Origin of the sequence: Pseudoalteromonas sp. L1 (genome assembly GCF_021728095.1) — a bacterium.
GTDB lineage: Bacteria > Pseudomonadota > Gammaproteobacteria > Enterobacterales > Alteromonadaceae > Pseudoalteromonas.
This window is the reverse complement of the sequence record NZ_JAKKCT010000008.1, coordinates 23346-49497: the sequence shown is the minus strand read 5'-3', so window position 1 is coordinate 49497 and position 26152 is coordinate 23346. Positions and strand designations below refer to the sequence as shown.

At 41.5% G+C, this 26152-nt stretch carries 26 protein-coding genes; 15 read left to right on the top strand and 11 right to left on the bottom strand.

The window, feature by feature from the left end:
- Positions 1-18: 18 nt before the first annotated feature.
- The 3 genes from L3V38_RS18655 to L3V38_RS18645 all read left to right on the top strand — a co-directional run bounded on the left by L3V38_RS18655 (position 19) and on the right by L3V38_RS18645 (position 3524).
- Complete coding sequence (locus L3V38_RS18655) at positions 19-633, top strand: methylamine utilization protein (protein WP_237120318.1); 615 nt, start codon at positions 19-21, stop codon at positions 631-633.
- Complete coding sequence (locus L3V38_RS18650; RefSeq protein WP_237120317.1) at positions 620-1849, top strand: hypothetical protein; 1230 nt, start codon at positions 620-622, stop codon at positions 1847-1849. Before L3V38_RS18655 ends, L3V38_RS18650 begins: the two co-directional genes overlap by 14 nt.
- 73 nt (positions 1850-1922) lie before the next feature.
- Positions 1923-3524 (top strand): methyl-accepting chemotaxis protein, encoded by a 1602-nt coding sequence (locus L3V38_RS18645; protein WP_130149147.1) that lies wholly within the window; start codon positions 1923-1925, stop codon positions 3522-3524.
- Between the two features lie 53 nt (positions 3525-3577).
- Here the strand turns inward: L3V38_RS18645 and speE are convergent, their stop codons facing one another.
- The 6 genes from speE to L3V38_RS18615 all read right to left on the bottom strand — a co-directional run bounded on the left by speE (position 3578) and on the right by L3V38_RS18615 (position 9054).
- Complete coding sequence (speE, locus tag L3V38_RS18640; protein WP_237120316.1) at positions 3578-4441, bottom strand: polyamine aminopropyltransferase; 864 nt, start codon at positions 4439-4441, stop codon at positions 3578-3580.
- A gap of 237 nt (positions 4442-4678) precedes the next feature.
- A complete protein-coding gene (locus L3V38_RS18635) occupies positions 4679-5734 on the bottom strand; it encodes a porin (RefSeq protein ID WP_237120315.1) in 1056 nt (351 codons plus the stop codon).
- Between the two features lie 90 nt (positions 5735-5824).
- Positions 5825-6613: an SH3 domain-containing protein gene (locus tag L3V38_RS18630; protein ID WP_237120314.1), complete on the bottom strand. Its 789-nt coding sequence runs from the start codon at positions 6611-6613 to the stop codon at positions 5825-5827.
- A gap of 14 nt (positions 6614-6627) precedes the next feature.
- Positions 6628-7995, bottom strand: a complete 1368-nt coding sequence (locus L3V38_RS18625; protein WP_237120313.1) for an ATP-binding protein — start codon at positions 7993-7995, stop codon at positions 6628-6630.
- Positions 7982-8644: a response regulator transcription factor gene (locus L3V38_RS18620; protein WP_130149142.1), complete on the bottom strand. Its 663-nt coding sequence runs from the start codon at positions 8642-8644 to the stop codon at positions 7982-7984. The genes L3V38_RS18625 and L3V38_RS18620 overlap by 14 nt, the downstream gene beginning before the upstream one ends.
- A gap of 11 nt (positions 8645-8655) precedes the next feature.
- Positions 8656-9054, bottom strand: coding sequence for a hypothetical protein (locus L3V38_RS18615; protein WP_237120311.1), 399 nt, complete (start codon positions 9052-9054; stop codon positions 8656-8658).
- A gap of 261 nt (positions 9055-9315) precedes the next feature.
- Between L3V38_RS18615 and L3V38_RS18610 the strand changes: the two genes are divergently transcribed.
- From L3V38_RS18610 to L3V38_RS18585, 6 genes are all read left to right on the top strand, one after another.
- Positions 9316-10380 (top strand): molybdopterin guanine dinucleotide synthesis B family protein, encoded by a 1065-nt coding sequence (locus L3V38_RS18610; RefSeq protein WP_237114556.1) that lies wholly within the window; start codon positions 9316-9318, stop codon positions 10378-10380.
- Position 10381: 1 nt separating this feature from the next.
- Positions 10382-11938, top strand: a complete 1557-nt coding sequence (locus tag L3V38_RS18605; RefSeq protein WP_237120310.1) for an ABC transporter ATP-binding protein — start codon at positions 10382-10384, stop codon at positions 11936-11938.
- 178 nt (positions 11939-12116) lie between these two features.
- Entirely contained in the window at positions 12117-13997 is a 1881-nt protein-coding gene (speA, locus tag L3V38_RS18600) for a biosynthetic arginine decarboxylase (RefSeq protein WP_130149139.1), read from the top strand.
- Between the two features lie 21 nt (positions 13998-14018).
- On the top strand, positions 14019-14900 hold the full coding sequence (locus tag L3V38_RS18595) for an acyltransferase (protein WP_237120309.1): 882 nt from the start codon (positions 14019-14021) through the stop codon (positions 14898-14900).
- A gap of 26 nt (positions 14901-14926) precedes the next feature.
- On the top strand, positions 14927-15850 hold the full coding sequence (locus L3V38_RS18590; protein WP_237120308.1) for an acetyltransferase: 924 nt from the start codon (positions 14927-14929) through the stop codon (positions 15848-15850).
- Positions 15847-17085 (top strand): mechanosensitive ion channel domain-containing protein, encoded by a 1239-nt coding sequence (locus tag L3V38_RS18585; protein WP_130149136.1) that lies wholly within the window; start codon positions 15847-15849, stop codon positions 17083-17085. Before L3V38_RS18590 ends, L3V38_RS18585 begins: the two co-directional genes overlap by 4 nt.
- Before the next feature lie 8 nt (positions 17086-17093).
- Here L3V38_RS18585 and chrA read toward each other — a convergent pair whose 3' ends face one another.
- Positions 17094-18233, bottom strand: coding sequence for a chromate efflux transporter (chrA, locus tag L3V38_RS18580; protein WP_237120373.1), 1140 nt, complete (start codon positions 18231-18233; stop codon positions 17094-17096).
- A 64-nt stretch (positions 18234-18297) separates the two neighbouring features.
- On the opposite strand from chrA, the gene L3V38_RS18575 reads away from it, so the two are divergent.
- On the top strand, positions 18298-19134 hold the full coding sequence (locus tag L3V38_RS18575) for a transporter substrate-binding domain-containing protein (RefSeq protein ID WP_237120307.1): 837 nt from the start codon (positions 18298-18300) through the stop codon (positions 19132-19134).
- Between the two features lie 81 nt (positions 19135-19215).
- Positions 19216-19848 carry an OmpA family protein gene (locus L3V38_RS18570; RefSeq protein WP_130149132.1) on the top strand — a complete coding sequence of 211 codons (633 nt, stop codon included), beginning with the start codon at positions 19216-19218 and terminating at the stop codon, positions 19846-19848.
- 63 nt (positions 19849-19911) lie between these two features.
- Here L3V38_RS18570 and L3V38_RS18565 read toward each other — a convergent pair whose 3' ends face one another.
- Positions 19912-21684: an ABC transporter transmembrane domain-containing protein gene (locus tag L3V38_RS18565; protein ID WP_237120306.1), complete on the bottom strand. Its 1773-nt coding sequence runs from the start codon at positions 21682-21684 to the stop codon at positions 19912-19914.
- 77 nt (positions 21685-21761) lie between these two features.
- Between L3V38_RS18565 and L3V38_RS18560 the strand changes: the two genes are divergently transcribed.
- Genes L3V38_RS18560 through L3V38_RS18550 form a run of 3 tightly spaced genes read left to right on the top strand, consistent with a single transcriptional unit; the run spans position 21762 to position 23327 of the window.
- Positions 21762-22160 (top strand): DUF3224 domain-containing protein, encoded by a 399-nt coding sequence (locus L3V38_RS18560; RefSeq protein ID WP_237120305.1) that lies wholly within the window; start codon positions 21762-21764, stop codon positions 22158-22160.
- Positions 22160-22777: a LysE family translocator gene (locus L3V38_RS18555; RefSeq protein WP_237120304.1), complete on the top strand. Its 618-nt coding sequence runs from the start codon at positions 22160-22162 to the stop codon at positions 22775-22777. The genes L3V38_RS18560 and L3V38_RS18555 overlap by 1 nt, the downstream gene beginning before the upstream one ends.
- A 10-nt stretch (positions 22778-22787) precedes the next feature.
- The gene (locus L3V38_RS18550) at positions 22788-23327 is read left to right on the top strand and encodes a PH domain-containing protein (RefSeq protein ID WP_237120303.1); all 540 of its coding nucleotides are present in this window, start codon (positions 22788-22790) and stop codon (positions 23325-23327) included.
- On the opposite strand, the gene L3V38_RS18545 is transcribed toward L3V38_RS18550, so the two are convergent.
- From L3V38_RS18545 to L3V38_RS18535, 3 genes are all read right to left on the bottom strand, one after another.
- Entirely contained in the window at positions 23324-25114 is a 1791-nt protein-coding gene (locus L3V38_RS18545) for an alkaline phosphatase D family protein (RefSeq protein ID WP_237120302.1), read from the bottom strand. The two genes, L3V38_RS18550 and L3V38_RS18545, sit on opposite strands and share 4 nt — an antisense overlap.
- A 62-nt stretch (positions 25115-25176) precedes the next feature.
- The gene (locus tag L3V38_RS18540) at positions 25177-25521 is read right to left on the bottom strand and encodes a rhodanese-like domain-containing protein (RefSeq protein ID WP_138618402.1); all 345 of its coding nucleotides are present in this window, start codon (positions 25519-25521) and stop codon (positions 25177-25179) included.
- 1 nt (position 25522) lies between these two features.
- Positions 25523-25711, bottom strand: a complete 189-nt coding sequence (locus tag L3V38_RS18535; protein ID WP_054562832.1) for a DUF2892 domain-containing protein — start codon at positions 25709-25711, stop codon at positions 25523-25525.
- A gap of 133 nt (positions 25712-25844) precedes the next feature.
- Here L3V38_RS18535 and L3V38_RS18530 point away from each other — a divergent pair, with 133 nt between their 5' ends.
- Positions 25845-26150: a metalloregulator ArsR/SmtB family transcription factor gene (locus L3V38_RS18530; RefSeq protein ID WP_062568294.1), complete on the top strand. Its 306-nt coding sequence runs from the start codon at positions 25845-25847 to the stop codon at positions 26148-26150.
- Positions 26151-26152 lie beyond the last annotated feature (2 nt).

Here is a 26152-nt window from a genome sequence, read left to right as displayed (position 1 = left end):
TGAAAAGGTTCATCAAAAATGATAAGAATAATCCTGTTATTACTTACCTTTAGTCCAACACTTATGGCACAGAAAATTCAAGTTGTTGACCAAAACAGTCAGCCTGTTGCTAATGCTGTTGTTTGGTTGAAAGACCATTCTCAAAGTCCATCAACGGAAGCTAGTTACACCATGAGCCAAGAAAATAGAGCTTTTTCTCCTCATGTATTAGTGGTGCCTAAAGGGGCGAATGTTGAGTTTCCGAACTTAGATTCTATCATGCACCATGTGTATTCATTTTCTAAAGCAAAACACTTCGAATTAAAACTTTACCGAGATAAACCTGAAAAGCCGGTTCGTTTTGAGCAGACAGGGGTTGTTGAACTCGGATGTAATATTCATGACTGGATGCTGGGTTATATTGTTGTGGTTGATAGTCCATCATTTGCGCAAACTGATGAACACGGTTTTGTTGATTTAGATCTCCCTGAAGGGACGTTTGAGTTAGCGATATGGCATGATCGGTTGTCTGACATTAGCGAACCAGAAATTACTTCGTTTAATAGCAAAAACAGTGTGTTACGTTATCAATTAAAGCAGGCGCTTTTACCAGCACTTGAATTAAGCAGTGACGAGTTCGATGACTATGAATAAGTGGCAAGTAGTACTGTGCTCTGTGCTTGTTGGTTTACCTAGCTCTGTACTTGCAGAGCATGAAGGATTAATCGCAATATCCGCACTAAAAGGCGATCAATTAGCCAGCTACCAGCGTACCGGTATTGGTTTATATCGCTACGATAATGACCATGATGGTATTCGTCTTTCTCAAGCGATGCTCAGCAGTCGCTTAGAGTTAGATAGAGATTGGTCTGTGCACTCCACTGTTAATGTTCATGCTGACCCTTCTATGACAATCGGTTTTAGCCAAGCTTATCTACAATACCAGCCGTTGACAGAAAGTCGTTATAAGTTAGCTGTTAAAGCGGGTGGTTTTTATCCGAAAATGTCGCTTGAGAACCCACAAAGTGGCTGGATGTCGCCTTATAACTACACCAACTCAGCCATTAATAGTTGGTTAGGTGAAGAAGTACGTACTTTTGGTGTGGAAACAAGTATAAAACGCCCTGGTCGACAGTTTCGTAGTGACCATAGTTTTGAGGCCGTTGCAGCGGTTTTTAAAGGTAACGATCCTGTAGGAACGCTGTTGTCTTGGCGTGGTTTTGCACTTCATGATAGGCAAACAACATTTAATGAGCGTATCGACTTTTCTGTGCCAGCATCTTTTTCTAATTCACAGCTCATCAAGCAGGCCGACTATGTGCAGCCTTTCGAAGAAGTCGATGGTCGGTTTGGTTACTATGTTGGCGCACATTGGGATTATCAAAAGCGCTCACAATTTCGTATCTACTACTATGATAACAATGGTGATCCAAGTGCAATAAATACGCGTACCGGTCAGTATGCTTGGGATACGCGCTTTTTGAGTGCTGCGTGGTTGTACAAGTTTACCAAGCAGACACGCATTATTATGCAGCTCTTAGATGGTAAGACTGCAATGGGTAAAAACCGAGGCGTAAACAATAGTTTTTACAGTCATTTTATTATGTTAAGCCACAAGTTAGACCAGCATCGTCTCACAATTAGGTATGATTACTTTAAGGTTAGTGATCATGATGATTGGGTGTTTGATCCTAACCAAAGCCGAGGAGAAGCTTTAACCGCTAGTTGGCGATATCAGTTGTCAACACAGTGGCAAGTGGGTGCTGAATATTCAGTACTGAGCAGTGACGCTCAAAATAGACCAAGTATGGGATTTAATGAGCGCAATTCACAACAACAATTTATGCTTTCTGCACATTGGCGCTTTTAACTTCATACACTTTTAATGTATTTCAGCTAAGCTCTTACAAATATGCTGATTAAGAATTTGATTAGGAAAATGTATGAAATTACATAGCATACGTGTCAAAAGTTCACTGCCTATCGTTTTACTCGCAATTGCTATTGTGATCTTGATAGCAGGTTACACCTACTTAATAAACTTACAAAGAGTAGCAATAGACGCACAGTCAGAGCGGTTTGTTAATGCTGTGTCAGTAGTGGTAAATGCAGACAGAGACTTATACCAAGCAAAAGTGGCTGAACTTCACTTAGTGACCACAGATAAAGGTGATAAAGCTTATTTAGATGATCATCAAGAAAATGCAAATCAAGTGGCTGATCGTTTCAAACAGTATCTATCTTATATGTCTGCCTATCCTGAGGTAACAAGACAATTTGGTGGTTTTAATAAAGCCTTTGATTCATGGTTTTCAGCATCCACTTCTTACATAAATGATTCATTGAGTAGCGAGAAAAAACAAAACGCTGAGCGCGCATTTTCAGCGCTTCGAGATATCCTTGATAAAGCGGGGGAAGCGGCCGATAAAACCTCACAAGCTGAAACCGAGAAGCTGATGAGCAAAGTGATTAGCTTTAAAGTAATGTTAATGATCATGATCGCCGTTGTATTAGCCATTGCAGGTTGGTTTAGTTATTTTGTACCGCGTCAATTAACTACACAAATTAATTATGTCACCGAGCGCATTAATGAAATCGCTTCTGGAGATGGTGATTTAACGGGGCGAATTAATGTAAAAACACAAGACGAATTTGCTGAGCTTGCGACTGCTTTCAACCGCTTTTTAGATAATTTGCAGCAGTTGATTAAAGACATTTTAGAACAAGCTAAAGAGTTAAATGACTTAGGTAACGACTTAGGCAGTTTTGCTAATCAAAACCATCAAGTTAATCAAAAGCTCAGCCAAGCATCTGAGTCGATTGTCAGCGCAGTACATGAAATGAGTGTCGCTAGCCGTGAAGTGGCAAATGTAGCGCAAAATTCATCCCATGAGGCTGATAACTCACAACAGCTTGCCAAGCAGGGGTTGTCAGCAGTTGATAACTCAAGCAGAAAAATTACCGCATTATCCGAAAATATGGAGCATGCAAGCCAACGCTCTACAGAGTTACAACAAAGCTCAGATAATATTGCCAAAGTACTTGAAGTAATACGTGCCATTGCTGAGCAAACAAATTTACTCGCTTTGAATGCGGCCATTGAGGCTGCTCGAGCAGGCGAACAAGGCCGTGGGTTTGCTGTTGTAGCAGATGAAGTACGTACCCTTGCAACGCGAACGCAAGACAGCACGAATGACATACAAACGATGGTTGAGCAGTTTGCGGCAAGTGTGGAGCAATCACTACAGGCTATCAATAGTGGTAAGCGTTATGCCGATGAAGCGGTTGAATCATTCACGCAAACAAATGATGTATTAAACTTGATGCAAGAATCATCAGTGAAAGTAAACGACATGGCAATGCAGACGGCGCAAGCAACTGAAGAGCAAACCGCAGTGGCTGATGAAATAAGTCAAAACTTGTCAGACTTAAACGATCAAACTCAGCAAGGTGGAGGCTTAGCAAGCTCGACTCAAGAGGTGGCTAATCGTATGAGCCAATTAACTAATGAGCTTAATCATTTAGTTAATCGATTTAAGGTTTAAAACCAATTGGTAACAAAAAAGGGCTCAATGAGCCCTTTTCAATTTAGGTAAAACTACTTTTTCTCAAAAGCACGTTTCATATAATTTGGTGTGGCTAATGCACCGTGGTGAATGCCTGCGTTATAGTATTCTGTGCTTTGTGAAAGAGTATTAGCATCGTTTTCACGAAAACCATTGAAAGCTGCTGATTTACGCGCAAGCGTCACTGACCATAAACCACTTGGGTAGATTGGTTGTGGGAAAGGCAGTGTTTGCAGGTCATTAAAACCAACTTCAGTCATCGCGTCGCGCATTTCTACTAACAGTGGCATGTGCATAAGCGGTGATTCACTTTGTTGAATTAAGATACCACCAGGACGCAAGGCCGTTAAACAGCTAGTATAAAAAGCATGGTTAAATAAACCTTCACCCGGACCAACAGGGTCTGTACCGTCTACAATCACAACATCGATTGACTCAGGTGCAGCTTCACGCATGTATTTGATACCGTCGTCAAACATCACAGTGGCGCGTGGATCTTGGTTTGATTCACATAATTCTGGGAAATATTTTAGTGACATTTGTGTCACGACTTCATCAATATCAATTTGCGTCACGCTTTCAACACCTGGGTGCTTTAATACTTCGCGCAATGTTCCGCAGTCGCCACCACCAATGATAACTACATTTTTAGGAGCGGGGTGTGCAAGCAAGGCTGGATGGCTGATCATTTCGTGATAGAAAAAGTTTTCACGACTACTTACCATAGTGCAGCCATCAATAATCATAAGATTACCAAAGTCAGTCGTTTCATACATTTCTACTTTTTGAAATGGTGACTGCTGTTCATCAAGCTTTTTGTTTATGCGAAGTGAAAAGGCACTACCATCACGGTCACTAATTTCAGTGAACCAGTTGTTTTGATCTAAATTAGCCATCTTGCTTATACACTTTTGGTTAATGGTAAAAAAGGGGTGCAATTCTGCCAGTGCTTGGCCAATTGCTCAATCAAATTTTAATCAGTATAGCGAAAATTTTTCTTCACCTTGTAGTTGGCACCTTTTTAATCGTGATAAAGGTTGTGTCGTTTTATCGAGATAAACAATTAATAATTATTTAAAACAATAAACTACAGGCATTACAAAAATAAACCATTATCCAAATAGTAAGACTAATTAAAATTTAATATTAATGCCAAGAGCCACATTAATATCATCAGCCTTATCAGCATCGAAATAACGTTTTCGAATTTCTACATAAGCGTGTTTTTGCGATGCAAATCGATAGTCGTTACCAATGACAAGGGCGCGTTGCTTCGCTCCTTTTATGTCATTAGCGCCATAAGCATACTCTAGACTGCCATAGATTCGGTGCTGGTCAAATAAACGATAACGAGCGCTAAGTGCGTAGTGTCGAGATTCTGCGGTTTTAGATTTTTGTAAGTCTTTGAGTGAGTGTGTTGCGCCATAAATAGAAACTTGCAAATTTGAGCTTGCTTGCCATTTAGCAGAAGCGATGTGGGTATGATACTTGGCTTGTTCGTAATAGCTGGCTTGATAACCAGCTTCAAGCTCGATATTTTTGAGACCTGTGTAATGAATACCTAGTCCAACCCCGTAATCTAGCTTAGTATCTTTGACCCTCAATCGCTGGCTACCAATTCTCAATTGCGGTCTATTTTCCAGTGTGCGGCTGAAGTTGTATTGACCTGAAAGGCGAAACTCATCAAAGCGAGTGTGATATTGCATGGTATGAGAAGGGCGTTTGGTGTTTAACTCGTCTTTTGTTAAATGAACCGATGCGCCCACACGGTGGCTACGGTCAAAGTTGTCGTAGTTTTTTACAATCGCATTTTGTTGCCCATACTGTAGTTTCCCCCATTGGGTGCGTACACCTAAATAGGCTTGCCGAGTTTTAAAAAAGGGCGTGTCATCAGTATTAGCATTGGTTCCCAATTCATAACGACCGTAGATCTTGCTTTGGGCAACAGGGTAATTAAATTTAACTCCTGCTTTACTGGCATTATCTTTTAATTGCCACTGTTGAGAAGAACGGTTTGACCGTTCATTTGTTTTTTCTTGCTTATTGCTATAAGTCGCGGCAATTTTTAAATTAGCGTAAGGTGAAATATCAAGCTCATTTATTAAGTCTTTTAATTGTATGTCACTGCTGCTGACTTGTGCACTTGTGAGTAGTAGGGTTACAGGGAAAATAGTGTATGAGTAGCGCATGTTTTGTCTCTTATTAAATAAATAAGAGACATAGTAAAAAACCTATCCTGACAAAATACTTAGAGGCGTTGTAAGGTGAGTGTCAGGTTATTAATTGGCTGTGGTTGCGCTATCGTGGTGAGGATCAATAAACCAAACATCAGGTGTTTTTTGGCATAAATTGATAGTGCGCTGCTGTTGTATCGCTTGGCGCTTAAATTGTAATTTAACAATGCGGCACTGCGCTAAGCCAAAAATGTGGTGAATAGGTAATACATAGCCATCGCGTGTCAGGTCGTTATCATATGTTACTTTTAGCTCATACGGACGGCTGTTTAGAAAATCTCGCTTTTTGATTGTATTTTCAAAATCGGCATATTTTGCATAGCCGATGAGCTGGTTATCTCGCTCAATTAATGCCCATTCTTCATTAAGCTCTAAGGCTAGCACTTTCACTAATTCATTCTTGGCAATTTGACCCATTGGTGCTGAATCAGGCGATGGCGCCTGAAAAAGAGATGTTTTATTTTTGCTAATCACCGGTATATCAAGAAACATGAGTTCAAAATTGGTTTTTATACTTTCTTGACCAACACGTTGTAGCTGAAAGGCTTGTAAAGTGGTGTCGTCGATGGTTGCCGTCCAGCGAGTTTTAGTCACTGAGTCTTGATTAACTATTTTACTGTGTGTGGGTTTTTTTAGGCTATGAGCCAACTCACGAAACAGGTGCTGACGACCTTGATCACTTAAAAACAGATCAAGCTCTTCGTTGATCGCCAATGCTGCTAAGGCATGCTGTTTTTTCAGTTGTGTTTCAATTGCCCCAGGATCTTTAACTAATTCAGTGAGCTGGCATCCAGTTAGGGTAAATAAAGCAATTGATAAGATTAATTGTTTCATAAGAACTCCGAGTGTCAATCCATGATTATATGCGTGCCAGGTAGTAGCAAAGTGATAGCTAAACCTGTTTTTGAAAGTGTACTGTCATGCAAGGAAATAGTGCCACCATACAGTAGAACAATATCTTGAACTATATTGAGGCCTAAGCCACTGCCTTGTGTTGTTTCATCTAAGCGCTTGCCAGGAGCAAACACAGTTTGGCGTTCAGTGATTGGAATACCTGGGCCGTCATCTTCTATGCATATTTCTATGCCACGCTCAACATGTGTTGCTTTAATAAATACACGTTGTGTGGCCCATTTACAGGCATTATCGATTAGGTTCCCTAAGACCTCATCAAGATCATGGTTATCGCCATTAAATTGCAGATGAGGGTGACAAGAGAAATCTATTTTCAAGCCTTTTCGCTTATATAAAAGCTCAAGGCTAAAAATCAGCTCACTGAGTGTGTCTGCGACATTGGTTCTTGCAGCCAGTTTTTCAAATGAGCCCGCCAAACGAGCGCGTGCCAAGTGGCTATGCGTGCTTTGACTCAGCTTTTCAGCTTGTTCAAGAATGATTTTTGCGTCGCTTTGAGGTAACTGATTTGCATGATTCTTCAGCACTGAAATTGGATTTTTCAAAGCATGCGCGAGATTTGATGCTTGCAAACGAGCTCGTTCTAATATTTCTTTATTGTTTTGTAGCAAATGATTAAGTTCAGTTTGTACTTCATCAAGCTCATTCGGAAGAGATAAAGTCAAGGAGTCTTGCTGTCCATCTCGAATGGCGCGAATTCCTCGTTGTAACTCTTTTATCGGATGAAGCATTTTTTTTAGTTGCCAGAGTAAAAGGCTGGCAAATACTAAGCCTAAAAGTGCAAACGCGACTATTAAGCGTGTTGCAAAAGCAATTACATCACTATGAATATCATCTTTTGGACCACTGACAATGATGAATACCGTTTGATCGATAGCTTGAAAATGAACACGACGAATGGCCCCTCGTAAGGCTAAGCCTGTTGGCCCTTCAAATTCAATAAAAGTTAGCTGCGGGTTATTATGCTCAGCAATTAAAGGAAACGGGGCGTCGGCATATAACGAAGCTGATTGCTGTTTTACCTCACCTTGATGAATGACTTGCCAATACCAACCAGATAAAGGTTCTTGAAATCGCGCTGCTGCAGAGATGTGATCCAGCTGTAACTCCCCAGATGCGGTGAACTGTGTGGCAGCCAATAACGAGTTTGATTTATTTGTTAGCGTTCGATCAAATCGTCGCTCTATATATGAGTCGAAAAGCATGACTAGTGCCACCGATAACACACTCAGCGCAATTATCATGAAAATGATCATGCGTTGGATTAAACGACCGCGTAACGAGTAAGTTTTATTCGTCGGCATTGAGAAGATATCCTTGTCCGCGTCGGGTTTGAATATGCGTGGTGCCTAGCTTTTTACGTACACGGTTAACCAAAACTTCAATAACATTTGAGTTATGTTCAAAGTCCATTTGATATAAATGCTCTGTCAGTGTTGCTTTGGAGACAACCTGATTCTGTCTATTCATTAAGTAGGCGAGTAAACGATATTCTAATGCGCTTAGATCAAGATGAGTTCCTGCCAGTGTCGCACGTTGAGTTGCGGTATCTAATTCCAAAGAACCGGCACTTAAAACGCTGCTAGCATGGCCATTGCTGCGCCTAACAAGGGCTTCTACGCGTGCGAGTAATTCTTCCATTTCAAATGGTTTGATTAAGTAATCATCTGCGCCAGCTCTTAACCCTGTTACCCGCTCACGCCATGTATCACGGGCGGTTAAGATAATAACGGGCATTTTATTACCATTTCTTCGCCAATCAGATAAGACACTTAAGCCATCACGTTTTGGCAAGCCAATATCTAAAATAGCGATATCATATTCTTCCGTATCACCTATAAACCACGCTTCTTCGCCATCATGACATTGATCGACTGCAAATCCATGTTCAGTTAATGCGTGACTAATTTGCTCGGCAGCTTGAGTATTATCTTCAACGACTAACGCGCGCATATTGCTTCCTTTTATGGTTGTTCCTTGCTGCTACTCTTATCACCAACCAGTTTATCTAACTCTTGAAAAACACGGTTGATGGGATCCCATTGCTTTTTACTATCATCTAATATCAACTCAAAGGTGTCGGTTTGGTAATAACGATGACTGACATCACCACTACGATTAACAATTTTGACCTTAAAGACTGGTTGACAGTCGAGTTGCTGCACATTTGATTTCAAAAGAGTCTCCCCATTTAATAAGTCTTCAGCTTTAAACTTTTTAATAAAGCGATAAAAAACTTTCGCTGAGGGAGTGTTGCTTTGAACTGTGCACTGCTCATTTTGACCATAAGCGAACCCTGTCAGCAAAAATAAAACGATTGCTAAAGGGATAAAATGGCATTGTTTATTGTTGGATAACGACATAGCCCGCCTAAAGAAGAAGATAGCAACAAAGGAGTATACTTAGCCTTAGCTTACAACAACCTTACAGTCACCATTTAGGTTTACTAATTTTTTATTTTAATAAAAAATAAATAGTTAGTTATTTGATTTTTAATGTCTTTTTTGAATATTACAGCAAGCTTACTGGGTATATAACATAGCTGTCAGGGTGATGCTTTTAAGATGCACTCATTGATTGGCAATGAGGCCAATTATAGTCACTTAATGTATAGGAATTATATTATGTCAGCATCATCTTACACTATGTCACAGCGCCTTCAGTCTGCAAAGCGTGCTTTTGTAACACGCCGAGTAGACAGCAATGATTTGCAGGGATTAAACACAAACCAGTCACCTAAAAGTGGTGACCTTGTATTAGCAAGAGTGACAGAGATTGGTCACCATACAAAAATAGAGCGAATTGATGGTCGTAAAGCAACTTTATATGAAGGCGATGAGATTATTCTCGCTTTTGGCAATCGTTATGCTCCAGATCAATTTGAAGCGACCGTACCCAATAACTTAGATGCTTGTCATATGGTTGCTGCTGGTGGTATTGCTGGTTTAGCGCTTGGTTGGCACAGTCGCATTTCAGTACCCACTGCTATTCAACCAATAGGATTAATCACTAATAAACATGATCAGGTTATAAATGTCGCTGATTATAAACTGCCCAGCCATCAATATGGACTCGTAGCCAATAGTGTACCAAGTGTGGTGGTGGTTGGTACTTCGATGAATGCGGGTAAAACAACCACAGCGGCCCATTTAATTCATGGTTTAAATGCTGCTGGTCACACTGTGGGGGCAATGAAAATTACAGGCACTGGAGCAGGTGGTGATCTTTGGCTAATGAAGGATTCAGGTGCCGCGCACGTACTTGACTTTACTGATGCAGGTTATCCAACAAGTTTTAATATTGGTAATGAACAAGCGAAGCAAATTTATCCTGTTCTAGCGGCAGAACTAATACGCAAGGGTTGCACTGCAATTGTGATTGAAGTGGCTGATGGTATCTATCAACAAGAAACAAATGCGATTCTAGAAAGTCCTGACTTTAAACAACATTTTCCAAATGTTTTATTTACTGCACGCGAAGCTATGGGTGCACAAAGTGGTGCCAGTTGGCTGGTGAACCAGGGATACAATGTGCAGGGAATTGGTGGACGTATCTGTGCTTCTCCATTAGCCACACGTGAGGCGGCAAATGCATTAGGGATGACTGTGTATGATTTAGCTGATTTACGCGACCCTACAACAGCTTGTTATATTTTAGGAACTGACGCTTACACATCAGGTACAGCCTAGTATGAACAGTGGATTTCCTACATTTTTGTCGGGGATTGGGCCGTTGCGGCTTATATCCCTCACTCTATTAGCATTGCTAAGTGTAGGAGCGAGTAGCTACAAGTTAATTTGGTTTTCAAATGCTTGGCAAAGCGAGGTGTTCTCGCTAACCATAGCACTTTTGGGTGGCGTTTTAGTTAATCTTGTAGCCAGATTTTGCCTCAGTGTTCTTGCCGAGCAAAATGGACAGAAACTCGTTTTAGCATATCGTAATGCGCTTTTTCAGCGGATGTTGAGTGCAGATATAGAGCATGGGCCCAACCGTCTTGGCGTGGCTATGAACCGCTTAATAAGTGACGCCAATGGTGTTGCTCATTTTGCAGGACGAGGCTTAGCTTACGGACAAATGGGAGGAATAGGGCTAATCGTTTTTGGTTGGCTGCTGTTTATGCAGAATCAAAAACTGGCTTTTGATGTACTACTTGCTGTGATTATAGTGTTTGCTTTTATTGCGTCCATTACGCTGTGGGCTTTGCGGTTCGCGGGTAATATTCGTACTAGTCGTGGTCGCTTAAGTGGGCATTTGAGCGAGCGTTGCTTTGGTTATCTCAATGTTGCTCGGATGAGGAATCAAGGTAAAGAAGTGAAGCGTATTGATCGTCGAGGACGTGATTTAGCATGGCAGCTTGTGTATTGGCGAGGAGGTATTTTAATATGCCGAAGCTTAGCACCACTCACAGTGACCACTTTAATCGTACTGAACTCAAAAGATATGAACATAATGGCGTGGTCAAGTTTAGTTCGCGTACTTATTTTATCTCTATGTTTATTGAGTATCGATTATTTAATTAGAAGCTGGGCCGATTGGGTTAACTTTTATGTTGCTCGAAAGCGTTTAAAATTAGCTCATGATCGCTGCACACTAACAACAAAGCGTGCGGAGCATCGTTTAAAGCGTTTTCAACGCTATGATTTAAAACTACGTCAGTTACGTATTTTGAGTGCAATGCCAGAGTGTAATGCTGTGATTGCTGCTGGCGAGCGTATTTTAATTCGTGGGCAAGCTGGTAAGTCAATGCTATGTCGCGCTCTTGCGCAACAACTAGAACCTGTCTCTGGGTTTTTAGTGTTAGGTCGAAGACGGTTTGAAAACCTAGACTTTAGACGTTTACAGCAGTTGATAGTTGTTATTGATGAATTTTCTCAGCTTTTTAAGGGATCAATTTACAGCAATATTTTATACGGCACGGGAAAAAAGCGCAGTGCAGAGGTTGAAGCATTCATTGCAAAATTAGGATTTAATGAATCTTTACTAGATAGCCAAGTTGCTGAGCTTGGACGCGGTTGTCCACAAAGCTTAGTCGCCAGAATTTTATTAGCCAGAGCACTACTTATACAACCCGCGGTATTGGTAATCGATTTGCCGGTGTTTATTGCTCACCCTGAGATCAGGCAGTTACTGAATGATGTTGCTGAGCAGCACTCTTTCACGCTTTTACTCGTAAGTGAGCCAGAGCTGGCACCCATAGCCTATACAGGTGTTTTGAATGTAGATAGAGGCCAGCTAACGGCGCTCTAATATTATTCATTCTACAGCTGATAGGTTTATTACTTTCGGAATTTTAAAGGGTGACTTAGATAATAAACATCATTTAATTTGACTTGTCTTTGGTCTAATCAGTATTTTTTGTTAGCGTGGTGGCGGGTAGCGTATTAAAATATGCGTTTATATTAAAGAAACTACAGAAGACAATGCCATGACTTGGGGTTTAGATAAAGCACGCAACACGTATAATGTCGCTCATTGGAGTGACGGCTATTTTGACATTAATGCGCAGGGAGAGCTGGTTGCTTACCCTGATGGCGATCAAGCTAAGGCGGCGATTTCCTTATCTGAACTGACTGAACAATTTAAAAAGCAAGGTCTAACATTACCTGTTCTAGTGCGTTTTACCGATATTCTGCAAAATCGTGTTGGCACTTTAACGAGTGCATTTACCAAAGCACGTGATGCACGAGATTATCAAGGTAGTTATACTTGTGTATACCCAATTAAAGTAAACCAACAGCGCTCTGTGGTAACTAAACTTCTGGCTCATCCAAGCGGCTTGGTTGGTTTAGAAGCAGGTTCTAAACCTGAATTAATGGCGATCTTGGGTGTTGCGCAAAACCCTATTACCATTGTTTGTAATGGTTACAAAGACAGTGAGTTTTTGCGCCTAGCCTGCATAGGTCAAGCCCTTGGTCATAAAGTTCACATTGTCGTTGAGAAGCTTTCTGAGTTAACAACGCTATTAACTGAAATTGATGACTTAGGTATTGAACCCTCAATTGGTATTCGTATCCGTTTAAACTCCGTGGGTAAAGGTAAGTGGCAAAACACAGGTGGTGAAAAAGGTAAGTTCGGCTTAACGGCGGGACAGGTGCTTTCGGCTGTTGAGTTATTAAAATCACATAATAAATTACACCTGATGCAGCTAGTGCACTTTCATATCGGTTCACAAATTGCCAATATCCGTGACATTCATAGAGCGTTACGCGAATGTGCCCGCCACTTTGCTGAGCTAACACAACTCGGTGTGCCTCTTAATACCGTTGATGTTGGTGGAGGACTCGGTGTTGACTATGAAGGCTCTGGTTCACGTAGCGCATGTTCAATGAATTATAGTGTTGAAGAGTATGCACGTAATGTTGTGAATGCGTTTGCTGAAGTATGCCAACAGCATGACTTAAAACATCCAGCTATTATTACAGAGTCGGGTCGTGCGTTAACTGCGCACCACGCGGTATTGATTACTGACGTGATTGACGTTGAGCGTGCGCCTAATCATGCTAACCCTACGCCTCCAGAAACAAATAGTGTGTTAGTGCTTGAAGATATGTGGCAATGCTTACAGCGTTTAACACCCCGTATGGCCCTAGAAATCTATCATGATGCTATGCATTTATTTAGTGAAGCTCACGACCAATATGTACACGGCTTACTGAGCATGCTCGAGTGGGCTAAGCTAGAGCAGCTTTATTTTACTATTTTACATCGTGTTCGTGCTTCGCTTAGCGAAAATGCACGTGCGCATCGTGAGGTGCTCGATGATCTCAATGAAAAGTTGGCTGACAAACTGTTTGTTAACTTTTCATTGTTTCAATCATTGCCAGACGTGTGGGGGATTCAACAGTTATTCCCCGTCATGCCTGTTGAAAATTTACATCAGCCACTAACACAACGCGCCATTATTCAAGATATTACCTGTGATTCTGATGGGCAAATCCGTAATTATGTTGAAGGCACGGGAATTGAGAGCAGCCTACCTATCCCTGAATATAAACCAGGACAGCAGTATCATATTGCAATGTTCTTAGTAGGGGCATATCAAGAAATTTTGGGTGATTTACACAACTTGTTTGGTGATACTGACTCGGTTCATGTGGAACTCACCGACAGCGGCTACCAGCTAACGAATGCAATAAAAGGTGATAGCGTTAAGGACGTATTAAAGTTTGTTGATTATGATAGCGAAATTCTTGCTGAAAACTTCGCAAAAAGGGTCAGTGAACTGGCAATTGATGAGCAATATAAGGCACAATATTTGTCCGAACTAAATGCCGGCCTTGCAGGCTACACGTATTTTGAAGATTAAGCGTTAAAGGAATAAGTTGTAATGTCCGTTATTCGTTGTGTGTTAAGTATTTTCTTTTATACCATCAATACACTTTTTTGGTTTGTGCCGATTTTTATTTGCGGTCTGATTAAGTTGATTCCAATCAAGCCATTGCAAAAACTAATGAGCTGGCTTGCCAAGCAGTGTGCGACAGTTTGGGTTTCTGGTAACAGTGTTAATCAAAATATATTTGCCCCTTACAAGCTTAATGTTACAGGGCTTGATCAATTACAAGCAAAAGACTGGTATTTAGTGATTGCAAACCATCAAAGCTGGGTTGATATTTTGGTGATGCAACGCATTTTTAATCGACGCATTCCATTTTTAAATTTTTTCTTAAAAAAAGAATTAATTTATGTGCCTTTTTTAGGACTGTCTTGGTGGGCACTCGATTTTCCATTTATGACTCGTACCAGTAAAAGTCAGTTGAAGAAAAACCCCAAGTTACGTGGTAAAGACTTAGAAACAACACGTAAAGCCTGTGAAAAATTTAAAGAGATGCCAGTAAGTGTTGTTAACTTTGTTGAAGGAACACGGTTTACGGCTGAAAAACATCAACGTCAAAATAGCCCGTTTGAGTATTTACTAAAGCCTAAAGCAGGTGGTGTAGCGTTTGTTATGCAAGCGATGGGAGAGCAAATCTCAAAAGTGGTCAATGTCACCATACATTACCCAGATGGGATCCCGAGCTTTGTTGATTTTGCGAGTGGCCGTGTAAAATGCATTGATGTCCGTGTTGAAGTGATGGATGTAAGCCCTAATTTAATTGGTGATTACACTAACGATGCAGACTTTAGAGTGAACTTTCAGGCTGAATTGAACCAAATCTGGTTACAGAAAAATCAGCAATTAGCGCAATTTGAATCGCAAGTAAAATCATAGTTACTTGCGCCATTGAGAGCACACATATGTTAAAAAAATTTTTACCTAATTGGCTAACAGGGCTACTTGTCAGTATTGTGCTGTTTGCCAATGTCATTCTATGGGGCACGCTTGTGCTGCTATTAGGTGTGCTCAAATTGGTTTTACCGTTTAAGGTGGTTAGCCATACTTTGCATTTAGCTTATAAAGGTTGGTGTAATGGTAACCGTCTTGCACTATGGCTTGGGTGCCCCAGTATAGAAGTTAATATTCAAGGCTCATTAAATCGTAAAGGTTGGTACTTACTCATCTCAAACCATATGAGCTGGCTTGATATTGTTGTATTGAGTGCGATTGATGCTCTACCAGCACCTAAATTTTTTCTAAAAGATGAATTAAAGTACGTGCCTTTCATCGGCACGGGGGCATGGGCAATGGGCATGCCATTTATGAAGCGTGTAAGTAAGTCGCAGCTGGCTAAAAACCCTAAACTCAAAGGCCTTGACGTTGAGAGAACCAAGCGCAGCTGTCGAGATTTTAGAAATCACCCAACAACCATTATTAACTTTGTCGAAGGCACGCGTTTTACCACTCAAAAGCACCATAGACAAAATAGTCCCTTTACCCACTTACTCAAACCAAAAGCTGGCGGGATTGCTTTTGCCCTTGAAGTATTGGGAGAGCAATTTGATGCACTTTTGAATACATCGATTATTTATCAAGGAGAGGGAGAACATATCTGCCGCAATTTAATTCGTGGTCGTCTTGATGCGATAAAAGTGGATATGCAAGTGCAAGCAATTGCTGCACAAATGATTGGCGACTATCAGCATGACCGTGACTTTAGAACCTCTTTCCAACAACATATTAACGATTTATGGTTGCAAAAAGATGCTCAGCTAATAAGTTATCACCAAACGCAACAAGACAACTATATGGCAACGATGAATGAGGAAGTTGAAACACCATGAAGCAAACTAACCTGCAAAAATTAGTCATGCCTTGGTTTGAAAATATGCCTGATGCACAGCTGCTTAGCGCACTTACTGCAACGGCTATTGGCGTGTGTGCATTACTGTTTGTGTATGTTTTTACACGCAAACTTATGCTTCCTGGTATTCAAAAAGCAGTGACGCGTTTATCACCTGAGCGCATTGGCGCTTTAGCCCCTTTGTTGACTAAGCTTAATGGCCGTTTTGCCGGTACGTTATGTTGTGTATTATTTTTAGCTACCTTTGACAATGTATACCCTGTTACTGATGTTGCAGCCCTTATACTTAAAACGATAGGGCAAATAGTGCTAATTATTTACGGCGGCTTCATCATAAGCAGTATTGTTAGTGTTGCAGGCGGTATTTACAATCAGCTTGATTTCGCAAGAGAAGTGCCGATTCAAGGTCTTATTCAAGTGGTAAAACTTATCACGTTTATGATCTGTGCAATCTTAATTGTCAGTATTTTACTTGAGAAGTCACCGACCTATATTTTGTCTGGCTTTGGTGCAATTGCTGCGGTGACCTTGTTAGTATTTAAAGACACGATTTTAGGTTTTGTTGCCAGTATTCAAATTGCAGCTAATCGGTTAGTTACTTATGGTGATTGGATTCAAGTTGACAGTTATGGCGCGGATGGAGAAGTCATTGATCTAGGCTTAAATACGGTGAAAGTTCGTAACTGGGATAACACAATCACAACGATCCCGACTTACATGCTTGTTGCTGGCTCATTCAAAAACTGGCGAGGAATGCAGGAGTCTGGTGGGCGTCGCATCAAGCGTTCTTTGAACATTGATATGAACAGTATTCGCCTAGTTGATGAAGCATTTCGCGAGCAAATCGACAGTGCGATTCCATTGCATGATTATATTCGTGTTTCTAGTTTACCTGAGCCTGTTACCAATCTTGGTTTGTTTCGTCGTTATGCTGAAGGCTATTTAAAACAGCATGAAAAGATAAACCGTGATCTTACGTTGATGGTGCGTGAGCTACAACCGCTCAACCATGGGTTACCGATTGAATTTTATTGCTTTAGTGAAGATAAGCGTTGGATTTCTTACGAGCATCTTCAAGCTGAAATTATGGACCATTTGCTAGCAGTGATTCCGATTTTTGGACTACGCCCATATCAAAGTGTCACGGGGCAATTTAGCGCTAATGATCAGAGCAGTATCAAACCGAGCATTAAGGTAAATAGCACGGCGAGTTAATAATAGTACTAGCTAATATATTGCTGCCCCAACGCCAGCATAATAAAACCTATCAATAGCCACCAAATTGGTGGCTTTGCAAGTCTGAGCCAAGCAAATGCGACTAACACAATGATGATATGCCACACAGAGTGTATTGCTGATTGCCAAATCGGAGAGTAAAGCGCCGCTGCTAAAAAGCCGACTACCGCGGCATTTAATGCAGCAATACTTCCTGCAAAACGGGGCTTATCAGCAAGCTGCAACCAGCTTTTCAAAAATGCGAACATTAATAAAAAACCAGGTAAGAAAATTAAAAGTGTTGCGATGATTGCGCCTGTCAATGAGGAGTTGGGCATCACTTGTGCGCCTAAGTATGTGGCAATCGTAAACATAGGTCCAGGGATTGCTTGTGCACTAGCATAAGCCGACAAGAATTGCTCGGTCTCAAGAGTTGGTACGCCAGCTTGCAAAATGGGGAGCACTACATGACCACCGCCAAATACCATCGCGCCAGTTTGGTAAAATGGTGCGAACATTTCAAACCATTCACCTAAAGGCAAAAAGCTAAGTAACAGTAAGGTAGCGAATAGCCCAAGGGGGAACCACGCAATAGTCACTTTTTTACTATTATTGGTGAGGGGAAGTTTAATGGGCGGGGAAAACCAGCCAATTACAGCTGCCACAATAAGCACAAAAACTTGGCTTGATAACTGTGAAAAGAATATTAGCGCAAGTGTACTCATCACCGCGATAAGCTTGTGTAAGTGGGTTTTGCAAAAGCTCACTGCCATACTATAGGTTGCATCGGCGACAATCACTACAGCAAAAAGTTTAAGACCTGCAATCACGGCAAAGTAAAGGTTACCAAATTGATGGGCGCTCAACGCGAGGAAAAACATAATTAAAAATGAAGGTAGGGTAAAGCCAATAAATGCGCTAAGGCCACCCAGCAATCCTGCTTTTTCGACCCCAATAGCAAAGCTGACTTGGCTGGACCCCGGTCCTGGTAGAGCTTGGCTAAGGCTAATTAATTGCGCGTACCGTTCGTTGCTTAGCCAGTTCAGGTTGTCAACAAAATGCCTTTTAAAATAACCAAGGTGAGCTGCAGGGCCACCAAAACTCATACAGCCTAGTAATAAAAATTGTTTAAATATAATGAGTAACATTGCTTTTGCCATACAGGTAATCCACTCTATTATGACAACATTGTATGACATTTTTGTGGTTTTTATGACATTAACGTGTCTTTCATTATCAAAAATGAGTGAACTTGGTGTGAGTAGCCCTTTGAAACAATATTTTACTTACCTGCTATTACTACTTAGTACAGAAGCTGCTTTTGCTTCGCCGTTGCCTAAAGTAACGGTCGGGTTAGATCACGCGCCACCTTATAGCGTAGCGACTAAAGATGGAAAATTTAGTGGTGTAGTAGTTGATATTATGCGCGACATGCAAAAAAGCTTACCATTTAGAGTTGATTTTGTTGCTTGTCCATTCCCTCGTTGTGTGAAAATGCTTCAGCAAAATGAAATCGATGTTAAAGGTGGATTAATCCGCACTGCTAAGCGTGAGAAAACAATGCACTTTTTAACGCCTCCTTATATGGTGCTGACGTCTTCATTTGTGTTTTATGCTCGTGTTAGTAGCGTATTTACTGTCAATAAATATCAAGACTTGCGTGGTAAACGCATAGCTGTAACGCGTGGTGCTGTTCACTTTCCTCGCTTTGACCAAGACAAACGATTGATAAAAGTGGAAGCGCTTAGTGAAAATAATGCCTTTGAGATGTTACTTAAAGGACGTGTAGAGTTAGTCATCGGTGTCGAAGATACTGCCGATAATGCGTCAGTGTTTTTACATCGTCCCACAAAACAAATTATTAAAATGCCTTATCGTTTTGATGATGTAATCTATGGGCACCTTGCGCTCAGTAAGCAGTTTGCTAACACTGAATTAGCACGGCAGTTTCAAGAGCACCTGAATGCAATTGTTGAAAGTGGTCGGCTGAGCGAGTTAGTTAAGGTTTATAACCTGCCGGCTGTTACAAAACTAAATGTGAACAATTAACCTAGTCTTCATGGTTTGTTCATTGTTATTTGTTCATAATTGTTAATAATTCAATATTTAGTAATTGCCATGGAGAGACACATGACTTTTAGCAAATCGGTTCTAGCAGTAGGTGTATTCGCTGTTTTATTAACAGGTTGTGAGACAACAAATACAGGTAAAGGCGCAGCTATTGGCGCAGCAACAGGAGCTGTTTTAGGTAAAGCGACAGGCGATCATGATGATAAACGTATTTTCATTGGTGCAGCAATCGGTGCGCTAGCGGGTGCAGCTGTAGGTGATTACATGGACAAGCAAGAAGAGGCTTTCCGTGATGAGCTGGCAGGCTCTGGCGTTGAAGTTGTTCGTGAAGGCGATAATATTCGTCTAGTTATGCCATCGAATATTACATTTGCAACTGACCAATCTTATATTACATCGGGCTTTCATAATACGCTGAATGCTATTGCTCAAGTGATGAATAAGTACGAAAAAACCTATTTAAGTGTTGAAGGTCATACTGATAGCACAGGTCGTGATAGCTATAATATGACGCTTTCTCAACAACGTGCACAAAGTGTTAAAGATTACCTTGTGAATCAGCAGATATTATCTGCCCGTATAAGTACACGAGGTTATGGTGAAACACGTCCAGTAGCAAGTAACGATACGGCAAACGGTCGCGCTCTGAATCGTCGTGTAGAGATTCAAATTGTACCAAACACACAAGGTTAGGCTTAAAGCCTGAGCTTGTGGTCAGGTTTGATTTGCCCTTTCAAACCTGACAATCCCTTTTTATTAATCACGATTAAATTGAAGCTCGCACAACTGCTTATACAAAGGATTAGCAGCTAGTAATTGCGAATGTGTTCCTGTCGCAATCACTTCCCCTTTATCCATTACCACGATTACATCAGCATGTTTAACTGTTGCTAAACGATGTGCAATGATCAGTGTTGTTCTATCTTGCATTAAATGTTCAAGTGCGGCTTGTACATGAAACTCACTTTGCGCATCAAGAGCACTGGTGGCTTCATCAAGTAAAAGAATGGCAGGATCTTTTAATATTGCCCGTGCCAGCACAATGCGTTGTTTTTGCCCACCAGAAAGCCTGACTCCTTGTTCACCTAAAAAGCTTTGATAACCATCCGGTAATTGAGTAATAAACTCATCAGCATGAGCATATTTTGCCGCCGTATAAACTTGTTCATCAGTTGCACAAGGGTTGCCATAGCGAATGTTATGCATCACATCTGAACTAAATAAAATAGGGTTTTGTGCCACCATACCCATTTGCTGACGCAAGCAATTTAGTGAAAGAGCTTTAATATTAACCCCAGCTAGTGAAATACTCCCTGAACTTGGATCGTAAAAGCGCTGTAGTAATTCAAACAGTGTGGTTTTACCCGCCCCTGATGGGCCGACAATCGCCACTGTTTGCCCTTGTTTTACGGTTAAATTAAGCGTATTTAATGCGGCGCTATCTGGCCTTGAAGGGTAATGGAAAGACACATTTTCAAACTGAATTGCAGGGTGTGCTACTTTATTCGCATGAAATTGTGCATCACTGTTTTTGTCTGGGCTTTGGATCATACTTTCAACGGCAAGTAGCTCTAGCAAGCGCGCGGCAGCACCAGCAGCTCTTTGTAATTCACCGTAAACTTCGGCAACCGTTGCCACAGACATCGCCACCATAATGGCATAAAACACGAAAGCACCAAGCTCACCGCCTGTCATCGTGCCCGCAAGTACATCACTGCCACCAATCCAAAGCATAATACTAATAGCTGTAAAGGTGAGGAATATCACTGCTGCAATTAAAAATGAGCGTTGTTTGATGCGGCTTTTAGCCACCTGAAAGGCTTTATTGGTCTCGTTAGCAAAGGCTGCTTTTTCACGCTCTTCGTGACTATAACTTTGCACGACTTTGATATTTTGAATGATCTCACCGGCATAGGTACTGATATCGGCAATGGCATCTTGGCTAGAGCTTGCGAGCTTCCTCACTTTTCGGCCAAAAATCATCATTGGAAGTAGTACCACAGGTACGCAAGCAATAACCACAAGGGTTAGCTTTAAGTTGGTGATAATTAGCATAGCCAAGCCACCAATCAGCATTAAGCTACTGCGTAATGCCATTGAAAAAGAGGAGCCGATGATAGATTGTAATAAGGTGGTGTCGGTGGTCAGGCGTGACATAAGCTCGCCGCTGCGGTTTTCTTCAAAGTAGCTTGGGTGCAAAGTGACGATACGGTCGAACACCGCTTTACGAATATCATTACTGACTCGCTCGCCAATCCACGACATTAAATAAAAGCGGCAGAATGTGCCAACAGCTAATAAGCTAATCAAACCAATGAGTACCATTACAGCTTGTTGAAGCTGGGTTTGTGAGCCAGCAATAAAGCCATGATCAATGACAAATTTAACGCCTTGACCAAGTGATAGGTTAACACCTGCGGTGAGTAACAAAGCTGCAAGGGCGGCTAATACCACCCACTTATAAGGCTTTATAAACGCTAAAATGGGTAATAAGCTTCGAAAAGCGGCCTGCTCTTTGGTTTTTGCCATGCTAGATTCTTTTAAGTGAATAGGGTATAGATATGGTTTCTTTGTTTTAAAAATCAACAGTAAAGTAAGGGATTAGTATGGAATCAATAACTGTTAGTGGTGAATTCACCGTTAAATTAAACCCAATCGGTGGTTATGCGACAGGTCAAGATGGTGTGAATCTTGGACGTATGTCAATAGATAAAGAATTCTCTGGTGCACTTGAGGCATTGAGTCAAGGTGAGATGTTAAGTGCCATGACAGCAACCCAAGGCAGTGCAGGTTATGTTGCAATTGAACAAGTGGTAGGAAAGCTCAATGGCAAGCAGGGCAGTTTTGTTTTGCAACATTTTGGCACGATGGATAAAGGGGCAGATCGTTTGATTTTAGAAGTAGTGCCTGACTCGGGGGCCGGTGAACTTGAAGGTTTAACAGGAAAAATGCACATTCGGGTCGAAGAGGGGATTCATTATTACGATTTTGAGTACCAGCTGTAATGACATTACCTTTATGGCTTAGCTTAGTCGCCGTTTGTATTATGGGCGCAATGTCACCGGGGCCGAGTTTAGCTGTGGTATTAAAGCACAGTCTGCATGGTGGCATGAAAAACGGTATGTTAGCAGCACTTAGCCATGGTATCGGAGTCGGGTTTTACGCCTGTGCTTCGTTGCTAGGGTTAGGGGCATTGATGACTCAACTGCCAACACTTTATCAAGTACTTGTTTATGGCGGTGCAGCATATCTTGCCTATTTAGGGATTCGTATTTTATTAGCTAGGTCCAGCTCGCAAACACTGAATGTTGAGAAAGCGAAGCCAAGCCCTCGTGCAGCTTTGCAAGATGGCTTTGCCATTGCCTTTTTGAACCCAAAGCTTGCGATATTCTTTTTGGCGCTGTTCTCACAATTTATTGACCCAGAAAACCTCACGTTTCAGGTTGGGTTGATCATGTGTTTAACGGTGTTTGTGCTCGATACAGGGTGGTATTTACTTGTTGCACTGTTAACCGAAATATCAAAAAAACGTGTTGGTTTTACCAAGGCAAATCCTTGGTTTGAAAAGCTACTGGGGGTGATTTTTATTGCTCTGGCAGTTCGCGTTGTCGTTACTTTATAAGGAATTCGAAATGACAGAAAGCAATTTATTGAATGCCCGTTTTAGCCCTAAAGTAAAACAGTATTGGCTATTACTGGGTATGTTTACCTGTGTGATTAGTATGGTAGGTATTCCTTTCATTCCCATTGTTGCGTTAATAATCTGGCTGGTGGCAGGGCGTATTTTAGCGGCGATGTCTGCTACATTGTTAACGCGTAAGTTGGTAGTAAAACGTGGTGTATTCTTTAAAGAAGAAAAGTCGATTCCACTTGAAAAAATAACCGATGTGGCACTAAGCCAAGGTCCTTTGATGCGTCAATTTGGCATTTATCGACTTAGCTTTGAAACAGCAGGTCAATCAGGGCAAGGTGCATTAGTATCATTGCTTGGAGTGGTTGATGCAGAGACGTTTCGCGAAGCAATTTTGAAACAAAAAGATGAAATATCTCAAACCAGTGCTAAAGCTGAGCATCAACCAGAAGATAGTCAGTTAGAACTGCTGCGCTCACTAACTTATAGCGTAAAAAACATTGAGCAAATGTTAGTTACGCTACTAGATGAAAAGCGTTAAGCCATTTGTAAAGTAGGGTTACCAGCTTGTACGCTGAGCGCTTTTTGACGCTCGCTAAGCAGTGTGTAATCGGCTGTTTTAACGCTACTTACATAGTGCCACTGGGCAAGCGCTTGCTGTTGAGTAAAGGTGACCGTTAAGTAGCCGCGTTCAACTAAGTTGTTGTAGGCTAAGTCGTTAACCAATAATGCAATGACTTGCTCAATTTGTGCGACAGCTTCGCTCGATTGCGTATTTAACGCTAAGTAGTTTTCAAGGCCCGGAGAAGAAACTGACGATGTGGCAAATTCAACACCAGCTGCAGCTTTAGCTGAAACAGGGTTGCTTGCATCAGTGACTAATTGTCCTGCCCAGCTGTTATGCGTATCACCCGCTAAAACCACCAAGTTCTTTTGCGCTGCAATTGAAGTCCCAAGTATTACCTCACGTTCATAAGCATAGCCATCCCATGCATCAAGATTATAAGGCGCTGTTGTTTCTACGCGTGCTCGCTGCTCACTAGTAACCGTTGGATCGCCAGCTAATATACGTCCTTTAATTTGCGCAAGCTCACTAAATAATGTGTTTGCTTGAGCAAGTAATGCCGATGGGTCAGCACCGTTTGCTTGAGTCACTTGAATATTCATAAGTAACTGTAAAATCTCAAATGGCAAATGCATTTTGGTCATCAGGACTTGTTGCCCAAGCACTTGCCATTGTGTCGTTGCTGTTGTTAAACCATCTGTAAGCCATGTGAGTTGCTCATTACCTAATAGAGCACGAGTAGGTGAGCTGATTGTTGCAACAAAGTCAGTTTGTCCTTGGCTGCTGGTTAAGTCGAAATCGGCATAATTAACTTGTTCATCGCGAGCTAAAACACGGGTATCTAGCATGTGTAATGACACTAAATTACCAAACTCGAAGCGTCGATAAATACGTTCTTTATCGGCTACATTACGGATAGGCATCCATTCAAAGTAGGCTTGTAAGGCATGCATTTTGCGCTCGCTAAATTCACCTTCGCCGTCGTTGTGATTTTCAGCGCCACTGTGCCACGTATCATTAGTTATTTCATGGTCGTCCCAAACCGTAATAAATGCACAATGACCATGAGCAGCTTGCAGGTTTTCGTCTTTACGATAATGGGCGTAACGTTTGCGATAATCCGCTAAAGAAATGATTTCATCGCTATTGTCATCAGGCAATAAACGACCAAGTTCGGCGGCATCTTCAGTCGCATAACCTGTATTACCATATTCATAGATGTAGTCACCAAGGTGTAGTACTGCATCTAAATCGGTTTGTTTTGCGATTTCACCATACACATGGAAGTAGCCAGCAGGGTAGTTAGCGCAAGAGACAACGGCAAATTTTACTTGTTCTATGTTGTCGGTTGGAAGCGTTTTACCTGCTCCCGTAGGTGAGGTTTTACCATTACTTATGAAGCGGTAGTAATAGGTGGTGTTGGCATCGAGACCTTGCAGATCAACTTTTAAGGTGAAGTCGGTTGCATCGCTTACCTGTGTTTCGCCATCGTGGCTAATAGTTGTGAAGTTAGCATCTGTGGAGGCTTGCCAAACTACGTTAACACTCGTGACGTTTTCAAGAGGTGTTATACGAGTCCAAATAATGAGACTGTCAGCGAGCGGGTCGCCACTGGCAACACCATGATCAAAGCTGACAGGGGTCTGCTTTGTGGTTTCGTCATCATCGTCATTGAGACTACAGCCCGTTAAACCAAAAGATAATACGGCGGCTCCAAAACCCGCCGCCGATGCTTTTAAAAAACGTCTCCGTGTAAAAGTCATTGCTCTGTACCTATGAGTAGAAAAGTACGAGCTTATCCGACCAGTGTTACTATTCTATGAAGCTAAAAGACTTGGCAAATTTGTTCTGTATTACAGGTAATTACCGTAACATTTTCGTAGCCAACACGAGTCAGCGCTTCGGCACTGAGTGTGGCACGGGCACTACTTGCACAGTGTAAATAAATGGGTCTTGCAGGATCTTTTTCAATTTCCATTAATTTCATTTCAAGTACACCGCGTGGGATATTAATTGCACCTGTTGCTGCTTTAGTGGCGTGCTCAGCAGGCTCACGTACGTCAATTAATAAACCATGGTTTTCGCTTAATTCTTGTTTTGCTTGGTCAGCGCTAATTCGACGCTGGTTTGGAGCAATAATTTTCATTAAGTCAGGAATTGGGGTCAGCATACTAATCCTCCATGCCAAGTTTGCGTAAAATGGTGATCATTGGGCACCACTTAGTGAATGCCGATTGAATTAAGTTTAGAGCAATAAATACCGTAAACCAAATCCACAGCGGACTGTGAAACTGTTGTAGCAATAATGAAATACAGATCATTACACCAGCAATTAAGCGAAGCGCGTCATTTAGTTTCATAATAAGACCTCGATAACAGAGTGATGTATTTAATATATTAGATAACACTACATTAGTAAATTCTAATATTAGGCTTTTCTAATATATCAATCTATACTTTAGCGGTATTTTAAGAATATAGAGTAGTGTGATTATGAACATCGATTTTGCGGCTATGGCCGACAATGTGGAGCAAGCAGAGCAAATGCTAAAGATATTGGCGAACAAAAATCGCTTGATGATCTTATGTTCGCTGCAAGATGGTGAAATGAGCGTGAGCGAATTAAACGAAGCTGTGCCATTGGCGCAGTCAGCATTATCGCAACACTTAGCGGCGCTGAGAAAAGCTCAGATCGTCGCGACTCGACGCGAAAGCCAAACCATCTATTACCGTGTAATAGATAAGAATGTAGTGGCTATTCTTGCAACCTTATATGGTTTATTTTGCAAAGGTAGTTAGGT